Below are 25,023 nucleotides of genomic sequence, written 5' to 3' on the forward strand. Positions count from 1 at the left end.
CCTGCCTTCTTTCTACTTGGCCGGAACCAGATATGGGTAATCTCTGCGTACCGTCTCCATGAGACGTACTACCCCTTCCGGAACCTCTCCCGCATCCTCCGCGTCCATCTTATGTATCTCGCCGAGATAACGCACGCAGCACAGGCCGGTCTCCATATCTGTTACCGTAAATCCATCGTTACTGCTTTCTTCCATGTCTGCTTCTGTTGCAAACAGGGTGAATTTATCAAGGTACGGCGCACTGTCATACGGGCAGAAGCACCTGCAGTTGCCGCATTCATTACACATATAGTCTACATGGATGACCTGTTCTTTTTCCATTCCGGGCACGTGCAACGAGATGTTGGCCCGGTTCGGACAGACATCCACACAGTTTTCACACACGGTAGAACAGCCCAGGCAGCGTTCTGCCTCCGGCTCTTCTGACGGCTCTTTCAGTATCCCTTTTCTGGCATAGATTCCGGCTTTCTCTGCCGGACTTCCCATGCTGCCGGTCACTGGCCCTCCGATGACTGCCTCTGCCGCTGTCATCGCCTGCGCCATACCCTTGACAACAAGAGAAGGGCCATACAGTCCGTCCCCGATGACGTACACACCAGGTACATTTGTCCCCAGACGGCTGTCTACCCTGGGCCGGCCTTTCTCATCCAAAGAGATGCCATTTGCCTCATAATATTCCGTCGGCACATTTTCCCCTACTGCGGCTATCACCGTATCCGCAGGTATCTTCTCTGTCTCCTCTGTCTCTGTCACGCCGGCACGTCCGGACGCGTCTGGTGCTCCGAGAACCGTCTTTTTACAGACCAGCATTCCCTCTTCCATGCGCTCAGGTGCCAGCAGCTCTCTGAACTCTACACCGTCTTCCACTGCCTGAAGAAGCTCATGTTCATCCGCAGGCATATAGCGTTTCGTCCTCCTGTATACAAGATAGACGTGCTCCACGCCCGGGCAGCGCATGGCAGCTCTTGCCGTGTCCATAGCCGTATTGCCGCCGCCGATCACCACGACATTTCTTCCGATTGGCAGCTTGCCCTTCTGTTCATTGAACCTTTCCAGGAACGCAAGCGCATTGACCGGCTCTCCTCCCGGAAGCGCGAGGCTGCTTCTCTTATATGCCCCGACTGCCAGAATCACCGAGTCATAACCCATGTCTTTTAATTCGCTGACAGACGGCGCCTCCGTATCGCATCTGATATCCACGCCAAGCTTCTTAAGAAATGACGCATCCTTTGCTATCACCGCGTCATCGATACGGAAATCCGGTATCACGCTGCTGACAATACCGCCAAGCACCGGGCGCTTCTCGAATATCGTCACTTCCGCACCGGCTCTCGCCAGGTAATATGCCGCCGCCATACCGGAAGGACCTCCACCAACGACAGCCGTCTTTATACCGCTGCTTCCCCTCCGCTCAAGTGTTGAGAGCGCATGTTCATAAGCGTTCTCCGCACATAACAGCTTCGTATTTCTTATCTGTACCGGCGATTCATAGAAGTTTCTCGTGCAGCGGCTCATACAGCCGTGTGCGCAGATGGTGCCCGTGATAAACGGCAGTGCGTTCTTATTGAGGATGACCTGCATTGCCTCCTCATATTTTCCTTCCCCGGACAGTTTCATATATGCCGGCACTTCCTGATGAATCGGACAGGCATCTTCGCATGGAGCGGTGTAACAGTCCAGAAGCGGTACTTTCTCGGCTGACTTCCTGGAAACCGGCATCTTCGCCGGCTTGATATGATGTCTGTCACAGACTGCATCCTTAGCCGCATCATCAAGCGCTGCCACATCGATTCCGTCAAACGGCTTCACTTGCCCGTCAAGCGCTTCCGCCATCTGAAGAAGCCTCTGGTAGCCGCCTGGCTTCAAAATGGTCGTAGCCACCGTCACCGGCCATACGCCGCATCCTGCGATGCGTCCTATATTAAATGCGTCCGCCCCTCCGGAATACGCAATCCTCAATCTGCCATCAAACGCTCCGGAAAGCTTTGCCGCCAGAGAGATGGACAGCGGATACAGCGATTTCCCTGACATATACATCTCATCGCTTGGCAGTTCGCCTGCCTTGACATCTACCGGGAACGTGTTCGTAATCTTGACGCCGAATTCAAGCCCTAGCCCTTCCGACAGCTCCATGAGCCTTTCAAGCATCGGTACCGCGTCTTCATACTGAAGGTCATCTTCAAAATGGAACCTCCCGAAAGCCACATAATCATACCCCATCTTATCCAGCGTCTGTCTCGCAAAATCATAGCCAAGAAGTGTCGGATTGCACTTGATGAAGGTGTGCATCCCCTTTTCTTTCAACAGATAGTCCGCTATGCTCTCAATCTCCTGGGGCGGACAGCCGTGCAGCGTGGAGATTGTCGCGCTGTTGCATATATACGGGGATATGTTACAGATATCCTCTTCTGTCATGCAGGTGAACTCATCGGCATGCTCCAGCAGATACTGCCTGCATTCCCGGAACGTATCTGTCTGTCCCGCATGTTTCATGTTCTCGATAAAGCTGTCGATCTTCGGGGACTTGATTCCTGCAAGGTCATATCCCACGCTGATGTTGAACTGGAAGCCATCCATGCCCCCGAGCCCATATTCCCTGGCCATAAAGGACAGAAGGAACCAAGCCTTAATATATTCATCCTGTGCCTGCGGCACATAGAGCTCCGTGGACCATTCGCAGTTATAGCACTCATCATCTGCTTTGATACACGGTTTGTTTACACAGGCGGCCAGCTCATCTCCGTCCATAATCTGCACGGTCTTAAGCTCAAAGAAGCGGGCCCCGGCATAGTAAGATGCCGCGATGTTCTGCGCCAGCTGGCTGTTCGGCCCCGCCGCGGGTCCGATAGGCGTCTCCAGCTTCCTTCCGAATATCATAAGAGAACGGTCAGCATCAGCCTGATAAGGGCGGTGGACGCCGAACACGGTTCCCGACTTGTCATGCTCTGACCGTATCCATTCCATCAGTTGGGAAAATGGCATACATGTCATCTTATCACTCATATCATTACCTCCTCATTATACATCACCCGTTAATGCTCTTCCATAGCTTATCGGACTGTTCCCGACACTTTTCCATCGCTTCTTCCACATCGATGACCTTTACCTCCCGGTCTTTCATAAGGATGCGTCCGTTTCCGACCGTCGTTACGACATCCCTGCCTGTCATGCCGAACAGTATGTGGCCGTATATGTTATCCTTCGTCAGCCGGGTAGGAGGATCATAATCCACGATAATCACATCGGCTGCCGCTCCCTCCTTCAGCACGCCGAGCGGTGCCTTGAAATAGCGGTTCGCTATGGCGGCGTTGTTTTCAAAGAGCATCTTCGGCACCTCGCTCCACGCCGCGTTCGGGTCGCACAGGTGATGCTTGTGCAGTACATTTGCAACTTTATACGACTCAGTCATATCGTGGGTATATCCGTCGGTGCCAAGTCCGGTCAGTATGCCTCTGCGAACGAGCTCCATCGTCGGAGGGCATCCGCAGGCATTGCCCATATTGGATTCCGGGTTATGTACGACCATCGTGTCTGTCTCCTTGATTAGATCCATCTCATGCTTATTGATGTAGATGCAGTGGCCAAGCAGCGTCTTCGGGCCAAGCACGTCATGATCCATAAGGCGGTCCACGATGCGTTTCCCATATTTCTTCAGACAGTCGTGCAGATCTTCTATCCCTTCCGCCACATGGATGTGGTAGCCGGCTTCATCGGGTATGCTCTTTGCCGCCAGTTCGAACGTCTCATCCGAAATCGTGAACTGGGCGTGCATCCCCATCATTCCCGCCAGCATATCCGTATCGTCCTTTTGCGCATATCGGATAAAGTCCGCATTTTCCTTCACGGCGGCCTTAGCCTTGTCAATGCCGTCCCTGTCAGACACCTCGTAGCAGAGGCAGGCCCGTATGCCCAGCTCCTTAGCCACATCGGCTATCGTAAACAAGCTGTCCGTAATATGTCCATAGCTGGCGTGATGGTCGAAGATTGTAGTCACCCCGTTCCTGATACAGGATATCATCGTGTCCACCGCGCTGTACTTCGTCTGTTCCAGCGTAAGATGGCGGTCAATCGTCCACCACTGTCCGTCCAGGATATCCAGGAATCCCTTCGGATTGTATCCTTTGATGCTCAGTCCCCTTGCCATGGCGCTGTAGATATGCTCGTGGGTATTGATGAATGCAGGCATGATTACCTTCCCCCCTGCATCTATGTACTCCGCATCCGGCCAGCTTTTCCTTATATCCTGCGTCGGTCCGACGGCGATGATACGGTTACCGTCTATGGCAGCCGCACCGTCTTCGATATAAGGATTCCCTGCATCTAATGTAATAGTCTTTCCGTTGCCTATTACCAACATAATGTCGCCTCCTCTTTTCGTTCCGTTCCAGAACTCTCAGCCGTTCCCATGGCGCCTGCCGATATTCCGGAACCTGTCTTTCTATAATTATGCTGCTCCTGCACCACGCCTGACAGGGAGACAGATCGTCCTGCGCGGTATCTTCTCACATCGGTTCTCCCATGTATGTCAATGTATTCCATGCAATTCTTGTATTTGAACATATTTCACATTCACAGGAGTCCATGCAACCGAATTTTTTCGTAAATTTTTAACAATCTATATGTGCGTTTTCTTTATTCTACCATCAATATATATAAATTGCAATGCTGCATACAAAATTATTTTTGTATGCTAAATATTTTTGTATTTTTATATTGCTTTTATTTTTTTCTGTGCTATGATGAGTGTAGGGAGACAGTTTTAAGTATAGGAGGAGGCACAGAAGAAAATGGCAGATTCCAGACTCGAAATGTTAAAACAGATAGCCGCAGGGATGGCCGCCCAGTTCGGCAGCAACTGCGAAGTCGTCGTGCATGATCTGACCAGAAGTTCCATCGACAGCTCTATCGTACATATAGAAAACGGGCACATCACAGGCCGCAGTCTCGGGGACGGACCGTCCGCCGCCGTCCTGAACGCGGTAAAGCACCAGGACGGACCGTTGAAAGATCATCTGGCCTATCTGATCAGGACAGAAAATGGGCGTGTTTTAAAATGCAGCACAATCTACATCAATGATGACCAGGGAAGGCCACGTTATATCCTTTCCATCAATTATGATATAACGAATCTGCTGGCACTGGAGGGTAGCATCCACTCTCTTACCAGCTGCCCGCAGAATGAGGCGTGTTCTGAAGCCGGTAATCCGCCGAAGAAAATCACCCATGACGTAAGTGAGCTTCTTGATGAGCTCATCGCAGAGTCTGTCGAGCTCGTAGGGGTACCCGCAGCACTTATGACAAAAGAGGATAAGATTAGAGCTATCAAATTTCTGAACGATGCCGGGGCGTTCCTCATTACCAAGTCAGGAGACAAAGTAGCCAAATACTTCGGCATCTCCAAATATACTCTATACAGTTACGTTGAAATCAACAAATAAGCAATTATGAAATGGAGGGTACGATACCGTGTGTAACTCAAGTGCAAATGGAATAAGATGGACATTGAACAACATGCCGAAAAGCGAGGACCTTCAGCTCGCCAACATGTCGGAGGAAGAGATGCGCAAAGCACGCAGCTTCCACGAGAGCTTTCCGCAGTACGGCATAACGCCGCTTACGAAGCTTCCCGGGCTGGCAGAATATCTCGGCCTTAACAGCCTGTACGTGAAAGACGAATCCTATCGCTTCGGGCTGAACGCCTTCAAAGTGCTTGGCGGCTCCTATGCCATCGCCAGATACATAGCGAAACAGCTCGGGAAAGACGTAAGCGAGGTGCCTTACAGCGTGCTCACCTCGGAAAAGCTGCGGGAGGAGTTCGGGCAGGCCACCTTCTTCACTGCTACAGACGGCAATCACGGACGCGGTATTGCCTGGGCTGCCAACAGGCTCGGGCAGAAATGTGTCGTACGGATGCCAAAAGGCACCACCCGGACAAGATTAGAGAATATCGCCAGGGAAAATGCGACGGTGACGATAGAGGACCTCAACTATGACGACTGTGTGCGCAAGGCAGCGAGGGAAGCCGAAGAGACCGAACACGGCATCATGGTACAGGATACTGCCTGGGAGGGGTATGAGGAGATTCCGACCTGGATTATGCAGGGGTATGGAACACTCGCGACTGAGGCCGCGGAGCAGCTTGAAGAGGACGGCGTGAAACGGCCGACGCATCTGTTCATCCAGGCAGGCGTAGGTTCCCTCGCAGGCGCTGTCATCGGCTATTTCGCCAACCGCTATAAAGAGAATCCCCCGGTGATGGTCGTCGTGGAGGCGAAAGCTGCCGACTGCCTCTACCGCTCTGCTTCCAAAGGAGACGGCAGCTGTATCGACGTGGACGGCGACATGCTCACCATCATGGCCGGCCTCGCCTGCGGGGAGGCCAACACCGTATCCTGGGATATCTTAAGGAACCATGCCGACGCCTTCGTCTCATGCCCCGACTGGGTAAGCGCCAACGGCTGCCGCATCTGTGCCGCCCCGCTGCGCGGCGACAAGCAGGTCATATCCGGCGAATCCGGTTCCGTGAGCATGGGCCTCTTAGCCGCACTCATGACCCGGCCGGAATACAACGAATTAAAAGAAGCACTGAAGCTTGATGAACACTCCGACGTGCTGCTCGTGTCATCCGAAGGCGACACAGACCCTGAGCGGTACCACGAGATAGTATGGGAAGGAATGTGCGGAACAGACAGAGCGCCATTTTCAGAATAGTCTTAAAATTAGCATAGGGGTCAGACCCCTGTCGTTAAAGGGGTCTGACCCCTATGAAAAAGGAGGAACTTTCATGGATTTTAATAAAATTAAAGAAACTGCGAAAAATTATGAAGCCGACATGAGTGCTTTTCTGCGGGATATCGTCAGGTACCCCGGTGAGAGCTGTGACGAGAAGGCGCACATCGAACGGATTGCACAGGAAATGCGTAAGCTTGCATTTGACAAGGTGGAGATTGACCCGCAGGGGAACGTCCTCGGCTATATGGGTACGGGCTCGACTTTGATTGGCTTCGACGCCCACATCGACAACGTTGGCATCGGAAATATAGACAACTGGGACTTTGACCCGTATGAAGGGTACGAGACGGAGACGGAAATCGGGGGCCGCGGCGTCTCGGATCAGTTAGGCGGCATCGTCTCCGCCGTGTACGGCGCCAGAATCATGAAGGATCTCGGCCTTCTCTCCGACAGGTACCAGGTGCTCGTGACCGGAACTGTGCAGGAAGAAGACTGTGACGGCCTCTGCTGGCAGTATATCATCAACGAAGACAAGGTGCGTCCTGAGTTCGTCGTCTCTACAGAGCCGACCGACGGCGGCATCTACCGGGGACAGCGGGGACGCATGGAAATCCGCGTGGATGTCCAGGGGGTATCCTGCCACGGCTCCGCACCGGAACGCGGCGACAACGCCATCTATAAGATGGCGGATATCCTGCAGGATGTACGTGCCCTGAACGAAAATGACGATGCGGACGAGTCAGAGGTCAAAGGGCTCGTGAAGATGCTGAACGAGAAGTACAATCCGCAGTGGAAGGAAGCTATCTTCCTCGGGCGGGGCACCGTCACGGTATCCGAAATCTTCTTCACCTCGCCGAGCCGCTGCGCGGTGGCAGACTCCTGCGCCGTCTCACTCGACCGCCGCATGACCGCCGGTGAGACGTGGGAAAGCTGTCTGGATGAAATCCGCGCGCTCCCGAGCGTGAAAAAGTACGGAGACGACGTAAAGGTATCCATGTACACCTATGACCGGCCTTCCTATACCGGCTGCGTCTACCCAATCGAATGCTACTTCCCGACCTGGGTCATCCCGGAGGACCACAAAGTGACAAAAGCATTGGAAGAAGCCTACAAAGGGCTCTACGGCGAACGCCGCCTTGGAAATCCGGAGACAGAGGCGCTGAGAAAAGACCGGCCGCTCACCGACAAGTGGACCTTCTCCACGAACGGCGTCTCCATCATGGGCCGCAACGGTATTCCATGCATTGGATTCGGCCCCGGTGCAGAAGCACAGGCACACGCCCCGAATGAAAAGACATGGAAAGACGATCTTGTCAGATGCGCTGCGGTATATGCCGCTCTCCCATCTGTATACTGCAAATAAAATATAAAAACGAGGAGGTAATAGATGATGAAATCATTACAGGATTACATAGACAGATTAAATGCACTGAACTTTAAAGAGATGTACAATGGGGACTTCTTCCTCACCTGGGAAAAGACGGACGACGAGCTGGAGGCCGTGTTCATACTGGCTGACGCGCTCCGCTTCATGCGTGAGAACAATATCTCCACGAAAGTCTTTGAAAGTGGGCTCGGCATCTCCTTGTTCCGTGACAATTCCACACGCACCCGGTTCTCCTTTGCTTCCGCCTGCAACCTGCTCGGTCTGGAAGTACAGGACCTAGATGAGGGGAAATCCCAGATCGCCCACGGGGAGACCGTCCGCGAGACGGCCAATATGATCTCCTTCATGGCCGACGTCATCGGAATCCGTGACGATATGTACATCGGAAAGGGGAATGCCTACATGCACGACGTCGTAGATGCCGTGACAGAAGGTAACAAAGCCGGTATCCTGGCGCAGAAGCCGACGCTCGTAAACCTGCAGTGCGATATCGACCACCCGACCCAGGTGATGGCAGATATGCTGCACATTATCCATGAGTTCGGCGGCGTGGAGAACTTAAAAGGCAAGAAGCTTGCCATGACATGGGCCTACTCTCCGTCCTACGGGAAACCGCTCTCTGTACCACAGGGCGTCATCGGCCTTATGACCCGTTTCGGGATGGATGTCGTTCTCGCGCACCCGGAAGGGTATGAAGTATTCCCCGAAGTAGAGGCCGTCGCCACAGAAAACGCAAAGAAATCTGGTGGTTCCTACACGAAGACGAATGACATGAAGGAAGCCTTCCGGGATGCGGACATCGTATATCCAAAGAGCTGGGCCCCGTTCGCAGCCATGGAAAAGAGAACGGACCTCTACGCCAAAGGCGACCAGGCCGGAATTGATGCCCTCGAAAAGGAACTTCTGGCACAGAACGCACAGCACAAAGACTGGGCATGTACGGAAGAGCTCATGCAGACGACAAAGGACGGCAAAGCGCTGTACCTGCACTGCCTGCCTGCGGACATTACAGGTGTCAGCTGCGACGAAGGCGAAGTGGACGCGAGCGTATTTGACCGTTACCGGGATCCGTTATATAAAGAAGCCAGCTTTAAACCGTATATTATTGCCGCCATGATATTTCTGGCCAAATTCGCAGATCCTGCCGACATCCTGAAGAAGCTTGAAGAAAAAGGAACTCCGAGAGTATTCAAGTAAGGGATGAGGAGGCATCATTATGACAAAAAAGAAAAGGGTAGTGATTGCTCTCGGCGGCAACGCCCTCGGCAATACGCTCCCGGAACAGATGGCTGCGGTCAAGATTACGGCCCGTGCAATCGTGGATCTGATTGAGGAAGGATGCGAAGTCGTCGTCGCCCACGGCAATGGGCCCCAAGTAGGCATGGTCAACAATGCCATGCTCGCCCTGACCCATGAAGACAAAGACCAGCCCAACACCCCTTTATCCGTCTGCGTGGCCATGAGCCAGGCTTATATCGGGTATGACCTCCAGAACGCTCTTCGTGAAGAGCTGCTGGACCGGGGAATCGACAATATACCGGTTGCCACAATGATTACGCAGGTACGGGTCGATCCAGAGGATCCTGCCTTTGGCAATCCTTCCAAGCCAATCGGCAAATTCGTGTCTGAAGAACAGGCCAAAGAGATGGCATTGAAATATGACTACGTTATGATGGAGGATGCAGGGCGCGGCTTCCGCCGTGTCGTCGCCTCTCCGAAACCGGTAGAAATCATCGAAATCGGCACGATAAAAGCTATGGTCGATTCCGGCGAGCTCGTCATTGCATGTGGGGGCGGCGGTATCCCCGTCACACGCCAGGGCAACCACCTGAAAGGCGCAAGCGCTGTCATTGACAAGGATTTCGCCAGCTGCCTGCTGGCAAAGGAGCTGGATGCTGATTTTCTGATTATCCTGACCGCTGTCGAGAAAGCTGCCATCCACTACGGACAGCCCGGAGAACGGTGGCTCGATCACGTATCTGTGTCCGAGATGAGGCAGTACATGGAAGAAGGACATTTTGCTCCCGGCTCCATGCTCCCTAAGGTTCAGGCCGCTGTAGACTTCGCCGCCTCCAAACCGGGACGCAGAGCGCTCATCACTTTACTGGAAAAGGCAAAGGATGGAATCAATGGTACGACCGGAACGCTCATCACCTTAGACTAAAGGAGGGGACGCATATGACAGACAAAGGGCGGACCCGCTCTTCCATATTTGATCTGAACGGCGTACCTGATATAAAGCAGGCTCTGCCGCTTGCCCTCCAGCATGTAGTAGCCATGATCGTAGGCTGTGTCACGCCCGCGATTATCGTTGCCGGTGTGGCCGGCCTGTCTGAAAAGGATTCTGTCATCCTCATTCAGGCGGCCCTGATCGTGTCCGGCATCTCTACCCTCATACAGCTGTTTCCATTTATAAGGACGCGATGGCTTACGATAGGCTCCGGGCTTCCAATCATCATGGGTATCAGCTTTGCCTATCTGCCCAGCATGCAGAACATCGCCGAAGATTTTGATATACCGACAATACTAGGGGCCCAGATAGTGGGCGGATGCGTAGCAGTATTGGCAGGCTTGTTTATTAAGAAGATCCGCCGGTTCTTTCCGCCGCTCATCGCAGGAACCGTCGTATTCACGATTGGACTCTCTCTCTATCCTACCGCTATCAACTACATGGCAGGAGGAGTGGGGAGCCCTGATTACGGATCTGCGAAGAACTGGATGATAGCAGTGGTCACGCTCGTAATCGTGACACTTTTAAATCACTTTGGCAGAGGTATCTTTAAACTGGCATCCATCCTGATTGGTATCATGGGCGGATATGCGGCGGCCCTGTGCATGGGTATGGTGGATTTCTCCCCCATCGCCCAGGCCTCTGTATTCCAGTTGCCGATGCCGCTTCACTTTGGCATCCGATTCGAGATATCGTCCTGTGTTGCCATCGGGCTGCTCTTTGCCATCAACTCTATACAGGCAATCGGGGACTTCTCCGCGACGACAAGCGGGGGGCTCGACAGGATGCCGACAGACAGCGAGCTCCAGGGCGGCATCGTCGGATACGGAATCACCAATATCCTATGCGCTTTCGCGGGAGGGCTGCCGACAGCTACGTACAGCCAGAATGTAGGCATCGTCGCCACGACCAAAGTAGTGAACCGCTGCGTCCTTGGACTTGCCGCTGCCCTGCTGCTGGCCGCGGGATTCATACCAAAGTTTTCTTCCCTCCTGACGACGATTCCTTACGCGGTGCTCGGCGGGGCTACGGTATCCGTATTCGCGTCGATCGCCATGACCGGGATGAAGCTGATCACTTCAGAAAACATGTCCTATCGGAATACATCCATCGTCGGCCTGGCGGCAGCGCTCGGCATGGGAATCTCCCAGGCAACAGACGCGCTTAACAGCTTTCCAGACTGGTTCGTGATGATCTTCGGCAAATCCCCGGTCGTCATTGCAACATTGATTGCGGTACTGCTGAATATCATACTTCCGAAGGATCTGGAGGCACGTTCCTGAGACAATAGCGCTCCGGGCGTCCTGAGAATCATGTTTCTGCCATGATTCCCAGGACGCCTGGAGCCTTCTTTATCACAGCCGGCAGCCACACAAGGCTATCATAATCAGATATTCTCTTTCAGCGAAGCAATCCATGTTTCAATAGTCTGGACGAGTATATACTGCTGCTGCAGCACTGCTTTCCCCGTCTCTGGAATCTTCGCACTGTTTTCTTTGATATCAATATTCTCTTCCAGGTACGTTTTCAGACTTTTCACATTCTCTTCTATCTGCGTCAGGCACAGGTTCCTGTTCTGTACCGGAAGCTTGTCAAGATTTACGACGACCGCATTAAAGTCCAGAAAGATGCGGACCGGTTTTGAAGATATATCCGACATAAGTCTGACAAATTCCTTCTCTCCCGCCTCAGTAAGAGAATAGATTGCCTTTTCCGGCATCTTCCCCTCTTTGACGATACTGCTCTTAACATATCCCTTCTCCTCAAGCTGGATTACTTTTTTATATATGGAAGGTGTGCTGATTTTGACCCACTTGGATATGTTGCGGTACTCTACCAGCTTCTGGATATCATAGGCGCTCAAAGCATCATCTTTCAGCATCCCAAGTACAATCAGATCTATCGTTGCCATAATCTTCTCCTTTTTGCATTTGACATTTACTATAATTTATAGTAGTATAATCGATGCACCTCTGTTATACTATAATTTATAGTATAACATCACATGGCTAATGTCAAGAAATGAAGGAGAATCAAGTATGAATAGTCAAAACAAGAAAATGGAACTGCTCGGAAGCGCACCGGTATCAAAGGCTCTTTTGGCACTCGGCCTTCCAACTATGATTGGTATGATGATTAATGCATTGTACAATCTGGCTGATGCATATTTTGTCGGGGGCCTTGGAACAAGGCAGATGGGCGCGATTACAGTCGCATATCCGCTCGGGCAGGTTGTCGTAGGGCTTGGCCTGCTGTTCGGCAACGGAGCGGCTTCTTATCTGTCCAGACTGCTCGGGCACGGCGATAAGGAAACAGCCGATAAAGTTGCCAGCACCGCCATATACAGCAGTGTCGGAGTGGGGGCCGTGGCCATCCTATGCTCTCTCATGTTCCTGAAGCCAATCTTAAGACAGCTTGGCGCGACGGAAAGCGTCATGCCCTATGCCATTACGTATACAGGTATTTACGTAGCTTCGTCCATCTTCAATGTATTCAACGTGACGATGAACAATATCGTATCGAGCGAAGGGGCCGCCAGGACGACAATGGGCGTATTGATGGCAGGCGCTCTGATCAATGTCATCCTGGACCCGGTCTTCATCTACTGCCTGGACCTTGGCGTAGCGGGTGCCGCGGCAGCCACCGCCGTCTCCCAGTTTGCTTCAACATTGATATATCTGGGATATATAGCCCGAAAAAAAAGCATATTCAGCTTCCATATCAAAGCATGCCGATTCACGAAAGCAATCATGTCCGAAATATTGAAAATAGGCATTCCCACATTAATATTCCAGCTGCTTACAAGCCTCTCCATCACTATGGTCAACGGGACCGCCAAAGCCTATGGTGATTCGGCACTTGCCGCTATGGGGCCTGTAACCAAGATCATGTCCGTAGGAAGCCTGATGGTATTTGGCTTTCTAAAAGGCCTGCAGCCGATTGCCGGCTATAGCTGGGGCGCAAAAAGATACGGCCGCCTGCGGGAAGCAGTCAGAACCTCCATCATCTGGTCTACGGTGTTCTGCACGGTCTTCGGACTGGCGGCCGCCATATTCTCTTCCTATATCATAGCTCAATTTACGAAAAACGATCTGGAGATGGTACGTATCGGCACGACAGCGCTGAGGGCAAATGGTCTCTCGTTCTTGTGTTTTGGTTTTTATACCGTATATTCCTCTCTTTTCCTTGCCATGGGCAAGGCAAAAGAAGGCTGCCTTCTCGGGGCATGCAGACAGGGGCTCTGCTTCGTCCCTGCCATCCTCATCCTGCCGGCTCTCTGGGGGCTGCAAGGGGTCCTTTATGCACAGCCGGCTGCCGATATCGTATCTGCCGCAGCTGCATTATACATGGCCATACGTCTTCATAAAGAATTGGAATCTGCGATGCCGTAAGGGTACCGCTTACTGCCGCCTCCTATTGCGCCAGCGCCTTATCCCTTTTACCACTTCCACCTGGGCGACCGTCAGCAGGGACAGTCCGGCGGTAACCCCCCACTGCAAGCCCGAGAGCGTAGTGAGCCTGAATGCGCTTTGCAGCCCAGGAATGAAAAGTATGCAGGCCATAAGCGCCGCAGAGACAGCGAAGGTGATAAACAGCCATGGATTCAGCCCTTCCGCCCTCACCCAGACAGGCTCCGTGTTGGACCGCTGGTTAAATGCACGAAGCATCTGGGAAAACGCCAGCGTGCAGAAAGCCATCGTCTGCCCTGCGGCATGAGTGCCTGTCGTCACCCCAATCCAATATGCCGCGGTCGTCATAGCTGCAACGAATACGCCCTGTGTCACAACCCGGCTGACAAGGTCCTTCTCAAACAGGGTACCCGATTTTACCGGATGGTGCTTCATGATATTCCTGCTGGCGGGATCCACTCCGAGCGCCAGCGCCGGCAGTGTGGCCGTAGCCAGATTCACCCAGAGGATATGCACCGCAAGCAGCGGAGCATCAAAGTTAAAGACAGTTGCCGCTAATAAGGTCAGAATCTCCGCAATATTGCCGGCAAGCAGGAACTGGATCACCTTCTGTATATTCCGGTAAACCCTTCTTCCTTCCTTGATGGCATATGCAATCGTAGTAAAGCTGTCATCGAGCAGAATCATGTCGGAAGCCTCCTTGGCCACATCCGTGCCTGCCTCTCCCATCGCCACGCCGATATCCGCCGCTTTCAGCGCAGGTGAATCGTTCACTCCGTCACCAGTCATGGCTACTACCTCTCCGGCACTCTTTAAGGCCTTAATGATGCGCAGCTTATCCGCCGGCGACACACGGGCATATACAGAAGCAGTCCGCACAGATTCCTTCAGCGCCGCGTCGTCCATAGCATCCAGCTCATCGCCGGATATGACCGTATCCCCGCTTTCATATATGCCAAGCTCCTTTGCTATGGCAAGGGCAGTCTCTTTATGGTCACCGGTAATCATGACCGTACGTATGCCTGCTTCCCTGCAGACGCGTACCGATTCCGCTACTTCTTTGCGCGGCGGGTCAATCATGCCAAGCGCGCCGACAAAGGTCATATTTTCCTCTACATTTACGTCGTCATCCGATGGTATGGAAGATAGTGTCCTCAGACAGATTCCGAGCACCCGCAGGGCTTCTTCTGACATTCCGTGGCAGAGCTCTGCTATGTTGTCCCTGTCGGCCTTCGTCATGGGCCGTATCCCACGGGACGTCAGCATATGGCTGCACAGCGGAAGCATCTCATCCACCGCTCCTTTCGTGTAGGCGATGCAGGAGCCGTCTATCTCGTGGACGGTCGTCATCCGCTTGCGCTCAGAATCGAACGGCTGCTCAAACAGACGGGGATATGCGTCCTCCAGCAATTCATGGTCAATGCCGAACTCCTGCGCCATATATATGAGTGCACCTTCCGTAGGGTCGCCGATGATCTCTCCGCTTCTGTCAGGATCGATGCTTGCGTCATTGCAGAGCGCAGCTGCGTACACCATCTCCCGGTACACTTCCGGATGCTGCCCTACAGCTTCCCTGATTGGAGTAGCCCTGCCGGACTCAAAGTCCCCGTTCACAGCGATATGGGTCACTGTCATCTTATTGAGCGTAAGCGTACCTGTCTTATCACTGCAGATAACGGTCGCGCTGCCAAGCGTCTCAACAGCGGGCAGCCTCCGTATAAGTGCATTCTTCTTTGCCATACGCTGTACGCCAAGCGCCATCACGATAGTAGCTGTAGCCGGCAGCCCTTCCGGAATGATAGATATGGCAAGAGAGATCGCCACGAGGAACTGCGGTATGAGCGGCCGCTCATATAGCGCACCGATGATAAATATGAGCACGCAGACGATAAGCCCCGCCACCGTAAGCGTCTTACCTGCGGCATTCAGCTTGCGCTTCAGCGGAGTATCCAGCTCATCCTCATTGTCGAGCATGCCTGCGATACCTCCGACTTCCGTATCCATGCCTGTTGCGACCACTACTCCACAGGCCCGGCCGTAAGTGACAATGGAGGAATGATAAGCCATATTGCAGCGGTCTCCGAGTACAGTTGCCTCCGGCAGAATAATATGTGCCTCTTTCTCCGATGGTACAGACTCACCGGTCAGCGAAGCCTCCTGCACTTTCAGATTGGCGGATTCTATCAGCCTTATGTCCGCCGGTACCTTGTCGCCGTCTCCCAGATGCACCACGTCCCCTATTACGAGCTCCGTCGCAGGGACGATGCTTTCCTCACCCTGCCGCAGGGCTTTAGCGGTGAGCGCGCTCATATTGCGGAGCGCTTCCATGGAAGACTGCGCCTTCTTCTCCTGCACGATACCGATGGCTGCGTTGATTACTACAATTGTGAAGATTACAACCGCCTCCGTCCACTCTCTGAGAACGGCTGAACATGACGCTGCCCCTATGAGTATGAGTACCATAGGGTCCATAATCTGCGCTTTGAGCATCTGCGCAATCGTCTTCGGCGGTTTCTGGCGCAGTACATTGCGCCCGTTCTTTCTTAACCTTTCGGCCGCCTCGGCATCGCTCAGGCCATCTGCTGAGGTATCAAGCTTTCTGTAAACCTCTTCCATCTGTTCTGAATGCCAAGGCATCTGTCTGTGATTATCCATATCGGATATACCACTCCCTTCTTTTTTTATTTATCTGATTGCCTTTACAGGCAGAATCAGCTGAAAAAAACACAAAAAGGCATAACCTGCCACTCCCGGTTAAGAAGCGCAGATTATGCCTGTTATCTCAGTCCATTTTTGAATCAAGCTATTATGATTAATACATTGTTCACCGTCGCTACTGTCAGCGTCGTCCATAGTATTGGCTCTATCCTTTCCCTGTAACATCACTCATAAAATTATATGTGCTTTATTATATGAGAAGAACACAGCAATGTCAACTACTTTTTACCTTTCTTTAGACGGACTTTTTCGCTTGCCTTTGGTTATACGCCGCTGGCATCGTTCAGTTCAAACAGATTGCCTTCCGGGTCTCTGAAATAGGTGCAGCGCATCCCCCATGCTTCGATATATTGAGGTTCGCCAAGAAACGGCACGCCTGCCTCTTTCAGGCGTAAGTAGTCTCCGTCCAGGTCGGTCGTAGGGATAACCGCTGTGACAGTGTCAGGCTGCGTTCCCGACTCCGGCTGTTCATATCCCTGGAACAGCGGCATCGCTTCTCCTGCAAATATAGCAAAGCACGGCGCTGCATCCTTGCTTGCCGCAAAAGAAGTGTAAGGTCCGTTCCTATCGCCCCATACCGGGATCAGGCCGATTTTCTCCGTGTAGAAGTCAAAACATGCCCCATAATCTTTCCGCACGAGGATGCGGATTGTCGTCTCATTAAATTTCATCTCTGTAGATCCTCTCTTTCTGTGATTCATTACAGAACTATTATAGATTTAATATTTGGCAATTTCACTGTAAAAATCGGACATGTTCGACCTGTATTCCTGCGGCGTTATGCCGCATACGAGCCTGAAGTCCTTTACTAAATGGGACACGTCATAATAGCCCAGCTTGTCACTTATGTATGCCAGGGCATAGCCCTCTTCATTCAGAAGCCGGATAGCTCTGTTTATTCTTACCAATCTGGAAAAGGATTTCATGCTCATACCGAGATATAGATTAAACAGCCTGTTCAGATGTCTGGGCGAATAATTAACCTTATCTGATATCTCTACAGAAGTCAGGATGCCTTCCATCCGGATGATGTCCCCAATCGCACGTGCAAGCTCCTCCGGGTATGGAAACCGGACACTCTGAATCAGCCTCTCTTCCATTCCACACAATAACCCTTCTACCGTCACAGATGTTCTGAAAATGTCCCTCATCTCCTTATCCATAGAGCTATCTACCTCTTTGAAGGGCACGATCTTGTCAGTCAGTTCATTTTGATTCCTCTTTTTAAAAGCGGAAAATCCTGCAGGCTGAAATTCAACGATGAATATGACGTCACATCTATTTGCAATGTCACCTACTCGGACCGGCTTCGTCGCCGGCCCGAATATAAAACTGTGAAGCTCAGTATGATAGTCAAAGAGCACAAGTGTAACGCTGCCATGGGGCATGACCGTATATGCGTCTGATATGGCCTGCCGGTCAGGAAAAGTGACCGTGAAATTGGATATCAGATTCCTGAGCTGCCCACATGGGAGCATGTATGCGAAATTTTCTTCGCGTATCAGAATCTCTCTCTTTTCATTTATATGCTGTAAACTGCTTTTATCTATCATGATTATCCTTTTTATGTCATCTCTGTCAGGTAGAAGAAAGCCGCTTTTTCATCGTCTTTTCCACTGCATTCAGTATATTTTCATAACCGGTACACCTGCACAGATGTCCCGACAGCTGCTTCTTAAGCTCCTCTCTCGTATATTCCCTGCCTGATTCGAGTATCTCGACAGCGCTCATAATGAATCCCGGCGTGCAGAAGCCGCACTGGACGGCAGCTTCGTCGATAAATGCCTGCTGGATATCAGACAGCTCTCCGCCCGGCCCCATAAGCCCTTCCAGCGTGCGGATATCCTTCCCGTCCGCCCACACTGCAAGATAGATGCATGAATTATAACACTCGCCGTCTATCATTACATTACAGGCGCCGCACTCGCCGACCTCGCAGCCTTTTTTTACGCTCGTCAGATGATAGTCGTTCCTCAACATATCCGTAAGAGACGCACGAACGTCTACCATGCTCTCCACTACTTTCCCATTGATCGTACAAGTCACAAGTTTGTACTGCTTGCCCGGAACGGCCCTGCTTTCGTTTCTGCTCATAACGCCTCACCTCCTGCCCGGTCTACCGCCTCTTCAATCGCTCTCCTTGCAAGCACCTGGGAGATATGCTCCCGGAACGCCCTGCTTGCCCTCCAGCTGTCTCTCGGGTGGATATCCTGCCGCACTTCCTGCGCAAACCGGCGGTATGTCTCATCAATGGCCTTCTTTCCTTTTGCCGCACGTTCTGCGGCCGGACAGCGAAGCGGCACAGGACCGGCCACGCCGAAGGCTATCCTCACATCTACAAGCTGTTTCTTATCTTCTGAAAGCTTTACGTTCACGGAACAGCCAAGCGTCGCGATATCCATGGCATTTCTCATGGCGTATTTGATATAATGTCCTGCATATCCATCGTAGGAGGCTTTTGGTATCAATACTGCCGTCTCAATCTCCCCCTGTCTGAGATCCACGCATCCGGCCTTGAGGTAGAATTCGTGAATCGGAACGGTGCGTACACCGTCCGGTCCGGCCAGCTCCACAAGCGCGTCATATGCAAATAAGGTAGACGCGGAGTCGGCCGAGGTAACGCCGTTGCAAGTATTTCCTCCGATGGTTCCGATGTTGCGTATCTGGGGGCCTCCGACTTTATCTACTGCTTCGCCGAGCACGCGTATATGTCTTTGGATGAGGGGATGCTTCGTGACATGGGAAAAGCTCGTGAGGGACCCGATTCTCAGCGCCCCGTCCTCTTCGAGCATAACCCCGCGCAGCTCATCCAGCCCGTATATGCTTATAAGCTCCACATCTTTAAGCTTTCCTTCCCGTATCTTAATCAGGATATCACTGCCTCCTGCAATTATTTTTGCATCCGGGTGCTCCTCCAGCAATCGTATTGCATGCGATACGCTTTCCGCCTCATACAGTGCCTTTATATCATACATCAAGCAGCCCTCCCTTCTTAAATTCTTCAAACAGCGTATGCGGGTTCAGGGGAATCTGGCTGATGCCGATACCTGTAGCCTGAAGCACCGCGTTGCGTATGGCAGGCGCCACCGAACAGACCGGTGGCTCACCGAGCGCCTTGGTCCCGAATGCACTCGAAGGTTCATAATTCTCCACGAACTGTCCTTCCAGATGAGGGTGGTCCATCGCCGTAGACAGCTTATAATCGAGCAGATTGCCGTTCAGCGTCCTGCCCGTCTCCGCATCGAACTTCTCCATCTCAGACAGTGCATATCCGATGCCCATGCTCATACCGCCGTGTACCTGTGCCTTCGCCAGCGCCGGATTGATCAGCCGGCCACAGTCGTGGACATTCACGATATCGATAAGGCTTACTTTGCATGCCTCGATATCTACTTCGACTTCCGCCATCGTACAGCCGAAGGAATATGCATTGCTTTTAATCTGATAGGTGCTCTCCGCCGTCAGATGTTCACTGTGGCTGAGGCTGTACAGTGCTTCTGTTGCCAATTCTCCCAGCGTCATCATCGAACGGCCGTCACTCTTTCGCACGATTACGCCTTCCTCCAGGTCGAGCTGGCTGACAGGCATCCGCGTAATTTCCTGTGCATAGGCCAGTATCCGCTCCTTCAAAAGGCCGGCGGTCTGTTCTATGGAAAAGCCGGCGGTATAGGTCTGCCTGGAGGCATAGGCTCCCGTACCGAAGGGGGTCACATCTGTATCCTGTGATGATATGATATGTACATCTTCAAACGGAATGCCGAGCGCATCCGCTGCCATCTGGGAGAATGCCGTGTCCGCTCCCTGCCCGATCTCCGTCTCACCGACCTGCACCTGTACAGATCCATCCTGATTCATCACCATCCTGCACGAAGATGTCTCCAGAGAGATGGGCCAGACAGCCGTATTATACCAGAATACGGCCAGGCCTACCCCTCTTCGGATATTCCCGGTCTGCGAGGCATATTCCCTGGCCTTCCTGTCATAATCCATATATGCCGAGGCCTTATCCATGCATTCATGGAACGTGTCATAATAGTTTTCGTTCTTGGAAAATGCATCCACATATCCCTGTGGCATCACGTTCTTTCTTCTGAATTCCATCGGTGACATGCCGATTGCCCTTGCCACATCATCTGTATGGCTCTCTACCGCGAACATGGCCTGTGGTATTCCATAGCCTCTCATGGCTCCGGCCACCGGTCTGTTAGTAAATACGGTATAACAGTCCGCTTCCACATTCGGGCACGGGTAGAGCTGGGGAAAAGCTCCCATCCCTTTTGCCACGACTCCATGGCCGTGGGAGGCATAGGCGCCCTGGTTGGAGTATGCCGTAAGCTTGCGTGCCGCATACGTGCCGTCCGGCCTGACCCACGATATGATGTGGCTTCTGATCGCGTGCCGCACCCTCGTGCAGTTGAACGCCTCTTCCCTGCTTATGTCAAGCTTCACGAGATGCCCCCCGCACTGCATGCTCAGATACGCACAGAGAGGTTCATAGAGGACGTCCTGCTTGTTGCCGAACCCGCCCCCGATATACGGCTTGATGACACGCACCTTGCCCCACGGTATTCCAAGCGCCTGCCCTACGACCCTGCGCACGATGTGGGGAATCTGGGTGGAGGCCGTGACATTGATCTTATGATCCGCCTCATAGGCATAACAGACGAAGTTCTCTATATGGCAGTGCTGCACGGAAGGAGTGTCGTACCACCCCTCTACCTTCATAAGCCCCGGTTCCTTTATGGCTGCTTCATAATCGCCGTTTCGGATACTCGTATGGTTCAGCACATTGCCCGGATAGCCGTCATGCAGCTGTGGCGCTTCTGCCTTCATGGCATCCTCTACATCCAGAACGAACGGATATTCTTCATACTCCACCTTAATAAGCCCCGCCGCCCTGGCCGCAGTCACTTCATCTTCCGCCACGACCGCCGCCACGTCATCCCCATAGAACCGCACACGATCCGTCAGCATGAGCCGGTCCGACACATCTTGATGGGCTTCATCTGTCGACCACGGATGTCCTGCTGTAGGGTAATAATTCTTCGGCACGTCAAAGCAGGTCAGTACCCGGACTACGCCCGGCAGCTTCTCTGCTTCTTCGGTATCTACGGACAGCACTCTGCCGTTCGCCACGGTAGAATGTACAATCCGGGCGGTATACGCCTCCCTGCCGCAGAGGTCATCCGTGTACCTGGCTCTCCCAGTCACCTTGTCATACGCGTCCACCCGGTTTACGCTCATACCCACTGCTCTCTTACGCTTCTCCATCTGCTCACCTCCTGAACACTTCTTCGCCGGCTGCATATTTGCCGGTAATCTCAGCCTCACCGCTTACGTATATGAGTCGTTCGAGCCGATCAGTAATGTTCGTGCTCTCACGGTCTGATACCGCGCTGTCATCTATGATAACTGCATCAAATTCATAACCTTGCTCAAAACTCCCCACTTTTCCGAAGAATGCACCGCCGCCCTTTGTCGCCAGATAAAAACTTTCCGCCGCCGTCAGAGGCTGTAAGCTCTCGTCCACAAGCCTCCACCGGAGCTTAGATGCCTGTATCGCATGTGCCATGGCCGCAAAGAGGTTCTCCGTCGTACCCCCCGCCACGTCGCTTCCAAGCCCCGTCGGGATTCCTTCTTCGAGAAAAGCCCGCACCGGAGCTATCCCGGACGACAGGTTCATATTGGATTCCGGACAGTGGGCGACAAACACATTGTTCTCCTTCATCCTCCTGCGCTCCCGCTCATCCGAGTGTACGCAGTGGGCCATAACCGTCGGTGCATCCGCTCCGAACAGGCCGAACCTGTCATAGGCATCCCCATAGAATTCCGACTCCGGACAGAGCTCCTGTACCCACTTCACCTCGCTTACGTTTTCCGACAGATGTGACTGTACCGGAAGGCCATACCGCATCTGTATCTTTTTTAGATTTTCCATCAACACATCCGTACAGGTAGGAATAAATCTGGGTGTCAGTATGGGCTTCGTATTCCTGTACCGTTTCCGGCAGTCCTTGATCCATTCCACCGTATCTTCCGCAGAGGCGTCAGCACTTGCTTCAGTCAGGTAATCCGGAGCATTGCGGTCCATGTTCACCTTCCCCACCAGAGTACGAAGGCCGGACTTCTCCAGCATATCCATCAAAAGCTCCGTGGCCGGCACATGTACCGTTCCGAAGATACATGCCCGCGTCGTGGCACTGAATTTCAGCCTCTGCGTAAATCTCTCGTACGTTTCCGCCGCATACCCGGTATCCGAATACTTTGCTTCTTCCGGAAATGTATGTGCATTCAGCCAGTCCAGAAGCTCCAGGTCCATTCCAAGTCCCCGGAACGTATACTGCGGCGCATGTATGTGCAGATCCACAAGCCCGGGCACGATGAGCGCCCCTTTCGTATCCTGCACCGGACAGTTCTCATATGCATCCGGGAGCCTCTCATATACACCTTCCGATGTTCCGTCCCTGCATACTACATACCCGTCCTTTTGTACCGCAAGCTCTGACGGAGTCCTGCTGTAGCAGATATCTCCTTTTAATATAAAAATAGATCCATTCACCGGTCATACCTCCTTCTTCCGTAGCAGTCCGCAGATATCCGCAGACTGTTACATCCTGCGGATTCTTATAGACAACTATTTACGGTAGTTGGTAGAAACGTTCAACCGATTATGAACCTATATAAGTCTCCATGTTTTTTGTTGTTTCTTATTTTATCGTATCACAGGAAAAGCAGCCAGTCAATGCTTAACTCTGGCTGTTTATCCTGTCATTGAGATCATTCAGATATACCCACCGCTCCATCTTATTCTCCAGCATCTGTTCCGTATCTTTCTTCTCCTGCATCAATTCATTCAAGGCGGCAGAGTTGGTGGCATTCTCAAGCATGCGTTCCTCCAGGTTCTTAACCTGCTCTTCAAGCGCCGCAATCTCTCCGTCAATCGCTTCAAATTCCTGCTTTTCTTTGTAAGTGAACTTCAGCTTCTTCTCACCCGTTTTCCATGATTTCGCCGTCTTTTCCTTCTGCCCTTTCTCCCGTTCAGGTTCACTGTGCCCACTTTGGCCCTTCTTAAGCAGATAGTCCGAGTATCCGCCTTCATATTGGGCTATCCTGCCTTCTCCTTCAAATGCGAAGATTCTGTTGACGATACGATCCAGAAAATAACGGTCATGTGATACGGCTATCACTATTCCGTCAAACTCGTCCAGATAGTCCTCCAACACGTTCAGCGTCTGGATGTCGAGGTCGTTCGTCGGCTCATCCAATACCAGTACATTGGGCGCCTCCATAAGGATACGCAGCAGATACAGCCTTCGTTTCTCCCCGCCGGACAGCTTCCCTATCCGGCTCCACTGAAGCGTGCCGTCAAACAGGAAGCGTTCCAGCATCTGGGATGCGCTTATCGTCCCTTCCGGTATGGTGACATACTCTCCTGCTTCCTTCGCGTAATCGATGACGCGCATGGAATCATCCATATACTCATTTTCCTGAGAAAAATAACCCATCTTAATCGTCTCGCCTATCTCCACGCTGCCAAAATCCGGTTCCAGGTTCCCGGTGATGATCTTTAGCAGCGTACTCTTGCCACACCCGTTTTCACCAACGATGCCGATGCGGTCATTCCGGAGAAAGGTATAGGAATAATCCGCTATTACAGTCTGTCCGCCGTATGATTTTGCTATGTGCGCAGCCTCCACCGTCTTCTTTCCCATTCTGGAAGACAGAGAACTCATCGACACGCTTTTCTCCTGTTCCGGAGCGCTCTGTTCCTGAAGCGCCTCGATTCTGCCGATGTGGGCTTTCTGTTTCGTGGACCTGGCCCGCGCCCCCCGTGCCAGCCACTTGAGCTCCGTCCGAAGCAGGCTCTGCCTCTTCCTCTCGGCCGCGCTCTCCATGTCCTGGCGCTGCATCTTCAGATTCACATAATCGGAATAGCGGCCGGGATAATTGTAGAGCGACGCCCTCTCAATCTCAACGATTCTGGTTGCCACCCTGTCCAGAAAGTAACGGTCATGGGTCACCATCACGATAGCCCCCCGGAACTTAACAAGATATTGTTCCAGCCACTCTGCCATAGCACCGTCGAGATGGTTGGTCGGCTCATCGAGCACAAGTATATCCACAGGTGCCAGAAGCGCTCCTGCCAGCGCTGTCCGCTTCTTCTGGCCTCCGGACAGCGTATCTGCTTTCGTGTCATAAGAAGGAAGGCCAAGGCGGTTGATCATCGCCTTGGCTTCACTTTCCATCGTCCATTCATTGCCCTTGTCCACATTGTCCTTCAGAACCGCTTCTAAAATAGTTGCTGCTTCATCAAATACGGGATTCTGGGGCAGATAGCGCAGCTTCACATTATTACCCGCGCTTATGATGCCGCTGTCCGCCTTCTCTATGCCTGCCACAACTTTGAGCAGGGTACTCTTGCCGGTTCCGTTGACGCCGACGATGCCGATTTTATCATTGTCATTGATACTGAAATCCACACCGTCCAGCAGGAGCTTATCTGTATAGGACTTTGTGATACCTTCCATTGTCAGTAAGTTCATCTT

19 protein-coding genes and 1 riboswitch are annotated in these 25,023 nt (G+C 52.5%); of the genes, 7 read left to right on the forward strand and 12 right to left on the reverse strand.

Annotated features, from left to right (window positions below):
* Positions 1-12: 12 nt before the first annotated feature.
* The 3 genes from ygfK to HJV72_RS07535 are packed head-to-tail and all read right to left on the reverse strand — an operon-like array spanning position 13 to position 4,506.
* Positions 13-3,003: a putative selenate reductase subunit YgfK gene (gene ygfK, locus HJV72_RS07525; protein ID WP_208070005.1), complete on the reverse strand. Its 2,991-nt coding sequence runs from the start codon at positions 3,001-3,003 to the stop codon at positions 13-15.
* Between the two features lie 22 nt (positions 3,004-3,025).
* Positions 3,026-4,357 carry a putative aminohydrolase SsnA gene (gene ssnA, locus HJV72_RS07530; protein ID WP_208070006.1) on the reverse strand — a complete coding sequence of 444 codons (1,332 nt, stop codon included), beginning with the start codon at positions 4,355-4,357 and terminating at the stop codon, positions 3,026-3,028.
* Positions 4,348-4,506, reverse strand: a complete 159-nt coding sequence (locus HJV72_RS07535; RefSeq protein WP_208070007.1) for a hypothetical protein — start codon at positions 4,504-4,506, stop codon at positions 4,348-4,350. Before HJV72_RS07535 ends, ssnA begins: the two co-directional genes overlap by 10 nt.
* A gap of 281 nt (positions 4,507-4,787) precedes the next feature.
* Here HJV72_RS07535 and HJV72_RS07540 point away from each other — a divergent pair, with 281 nt between their 5' ends.
* From HJV72_RS07540 to HJV72_RS07565, 6 genes are all read left to right on the forward strand, one after another.
* Entirely contained in the window at positions 4,788-5,438 is a 651-nt protein-coding gene (locus HJV72_RS07540; protein WP_208070008.1) for a helix-turn-helix transcriptional regulator, read from the forward strand.
* Positions 5,439-5,466: 28 nt separating this feature from the next.
* Positions 5,467-6,711 carry a diaminopropionate ammonia-lyase gene (gene dpaL, locus HJV72_RS07545; RefSeq protein WP_208070009.1) on the forward strand — a complete coding sequence of 415 codons (1,245 nt, stop codon included), beginning with the start codon at positions 5,467-5,469 and terminating at the stop codon, positions 6,709-6,711.
* A gap of 73 nt (positions 6,712-6,784) precedes the next feature.
* Positions 6,785-8,095 (forward strand): YgeY family selenium metabolism-linked hydrolase, encoded by a 1,311-nt coding sequence (locus HJV72_RS07550; RefSeq protein ID WP_208070010.1) that lies wholly within the window; start codon positions 6,785-6,787, stop codon positions 8,093-8,095.
* Positions 8,096-8,122: 27 nt separating this feature from the next.
* Positions 8,123-9,316, forward strand: coding sequence for a knotted carbamoyltransferase YgeW (gene ygeW / locus HJV72_RS07555; RefSeq protein WP_208070055.1), 1,194 nt, complete (start codon positions 8,123-8,125; stop codon positions 9,314-9,316).
* A gap of 19 nt (positions 9,317-9,335) precedes the next feature.
* Positions 9,336-10,283, forward strand: coding sequence for a carbamate kinase (gene arcC / locus HJV72_RS07560; RefSeq protein ID WP_208070011.1), 948 nt, complete (start codon positions 9,336-9,338; stop codon positions 10,281-10,283).
* 14 nt (positions 10,284-10,297) lie between these two features.
* On the forward strand, positions 10,298-11,632 hold the full coding sequence (locus HJV72_RS07565; protein ID WP_208070012.1) for a uracil-xanthine permease family protein: 1,335 nt from the start codon (positions 10,298-10,300) through the stop codon (positions 11,630-11,632).
* A gap of 104 nt (positions 11,633-11,736) precedes the next feature.
* On the opposite strand, the gene HJV72_RS07570 is transcribed toward HJV72_RS07565, so the two are convergent.
* Positions 11,737-12,261, reverse strand: a complete 525-nt coding sequence (locus tag HJV72_RS07570) for a PadR family transcriptional regulator (protein ID WP_208070013.1) — start codon at positions 12,259-12,261, stop codon at positions 11,737-11,739.
* Positions 12,262-12,388: 127 nt separating this feature from the next.
* Between HJV72_RS07570 and HJV72_RS07575 the strand changes: the two genes are divergently transcribed.
* The gene (locus HJV72_RS07575) at positions 12,389-13,741 is read left to right on the forward strand and encodes an MATE family efflux transporter (protein ID WP_208070015.1); all 1,353 of its coding nucleotides are present in this window, start codon (positions 12,389-12,391) and stop codon (positions 13,739-13,741) included.
* Positions 13,742-13,750: 9 nt separating this feature from the next.
* Here the strand turns inward: HJV72_RS07575 and HJV72_RS07580 are convergent, their stop codons facing one another.
* The 8 genes from HJV72_RS07580 to HJV72_RS07615 all read right to left on the reverse strand — a co-directional run bounded on the left by HJV72_RS07580 (position 13,751) and on the right by HJV72_RS07615 (position 25,020).
* On the reverse strand, positions 13,751-16,414 hold the full coding sequence (locus tag HJV72_RS07580; protein ID WP_208070017.1) for a cation-translocating P-type ATPase: 2,664 nt from the start codon (positions 16,412-16,414) through the stop codon (positions 13,751-13,753).
* 326 nt (positions 16,415-16,740) lie between these two features.
* The gene (locus HJV72_RS07585; protein ID WP_208070019.1) at positions 16,741-17,148 is read right to left on the reverse strand and encodes a VOC family protein; all 408 of its coding nucleotides are present in this window, start codon (positions 17,146-17,148) and stop codon (positions 16,741-16,743) included.
* A 48-nt stretch (positions 17,149-17,196) separates the two neighbouring features.
* The gene (locus HJV72_RS07590; protein ID WP_208070021.1) at positions 17,197-18,030 is read right to left on the reverse strand and encodes a helix-turn-helix domain-containing protein; all 834 of its coding nucleotides are present in this window, start codon (positions 18,028-18,030) and stop codon (positions 17,197-17,199) included.
* A 25-nt stretch (positions 18,031-18,055) separates the two neighbouring features.
* Entirely contained in the window at positions 18,056-18,571 is a 516-nt protein-coding gene (gene xdhC / locus HJV72_RS07595; protein WP_208070023.1) for a xanthine dehydrogenase subunit XdhC, read from the reverse strand.
* Complete coding sequence (gene xdhB, locus HJV72_RS07600; protein WP_208070025.1) at positions 18,568-19,452, reverse strand: xanthine dehydrogenase subunit XdhB; 885 nt, start codon at positions 19,450-19,452, stop codon at positions 18,568-18,570. The genes xdhC and xdhB overlap by 4 nt, the downstream gene beginning before the upstream one ends.
* Complete coding sequence (gene xdhA, locus HJV72_RS07605; protein ID WP_208070026.1) at positions 19,445-21,748, reverse strand: xanthine dehydrogenase subunit XdhA; 2,304 nt, start codon at positions 21,746-21,748, stop codon at positions 19,445-19,447. Before xdhA ends, xdhB begins: the two co-directional genes overlap by 8 nt.
* 4 nt (positions 21,749-21,752) lie before the next feature.
* Positions 21,753-23,036 carry an amidohydrolase family protein gene (locus tag HJV72_RS07610; protein ID WP_208070027.1) on the reverse strand — a complete coding sequence of 428 codons (1,284 nt, stop codon included), beginning with the start codon at positions 23,034-23,036 and terminating at the stop codon, positions 21,753-21,755.
* A 48-nt stretch (positions 23,037-23,084) separates the two neighbouring features.
* A riboswitch (purine riboswitch) is annotated at positions 23,085-23,181 on the reverse strand.
* 42 nt (positions 23,182-23,223) lie between these two features.
* Positions 23,224-25,020, reverse strand: a complete 1,797-nt coding sequence (locus HJV72_RS07615) for an ABC-F family ATP-binding cassette domain-containing protein (RefSeq protein ID WP_208070028.1) — start codon at positions 25,018-25,020, stop codon at positions 23,224-23,226.
* Between the last annotated feature and the right edge of the window lie 3 nt (positions 25,021-25,023).

The organism is Extibacter sp. GGCC_0201, from assembly GCF_017566055.1.
Classification (GTDB): Bacteria; Bacillota; Clostridia; order Lachnospirales; family Lachnospiraceae; genus Extibacter.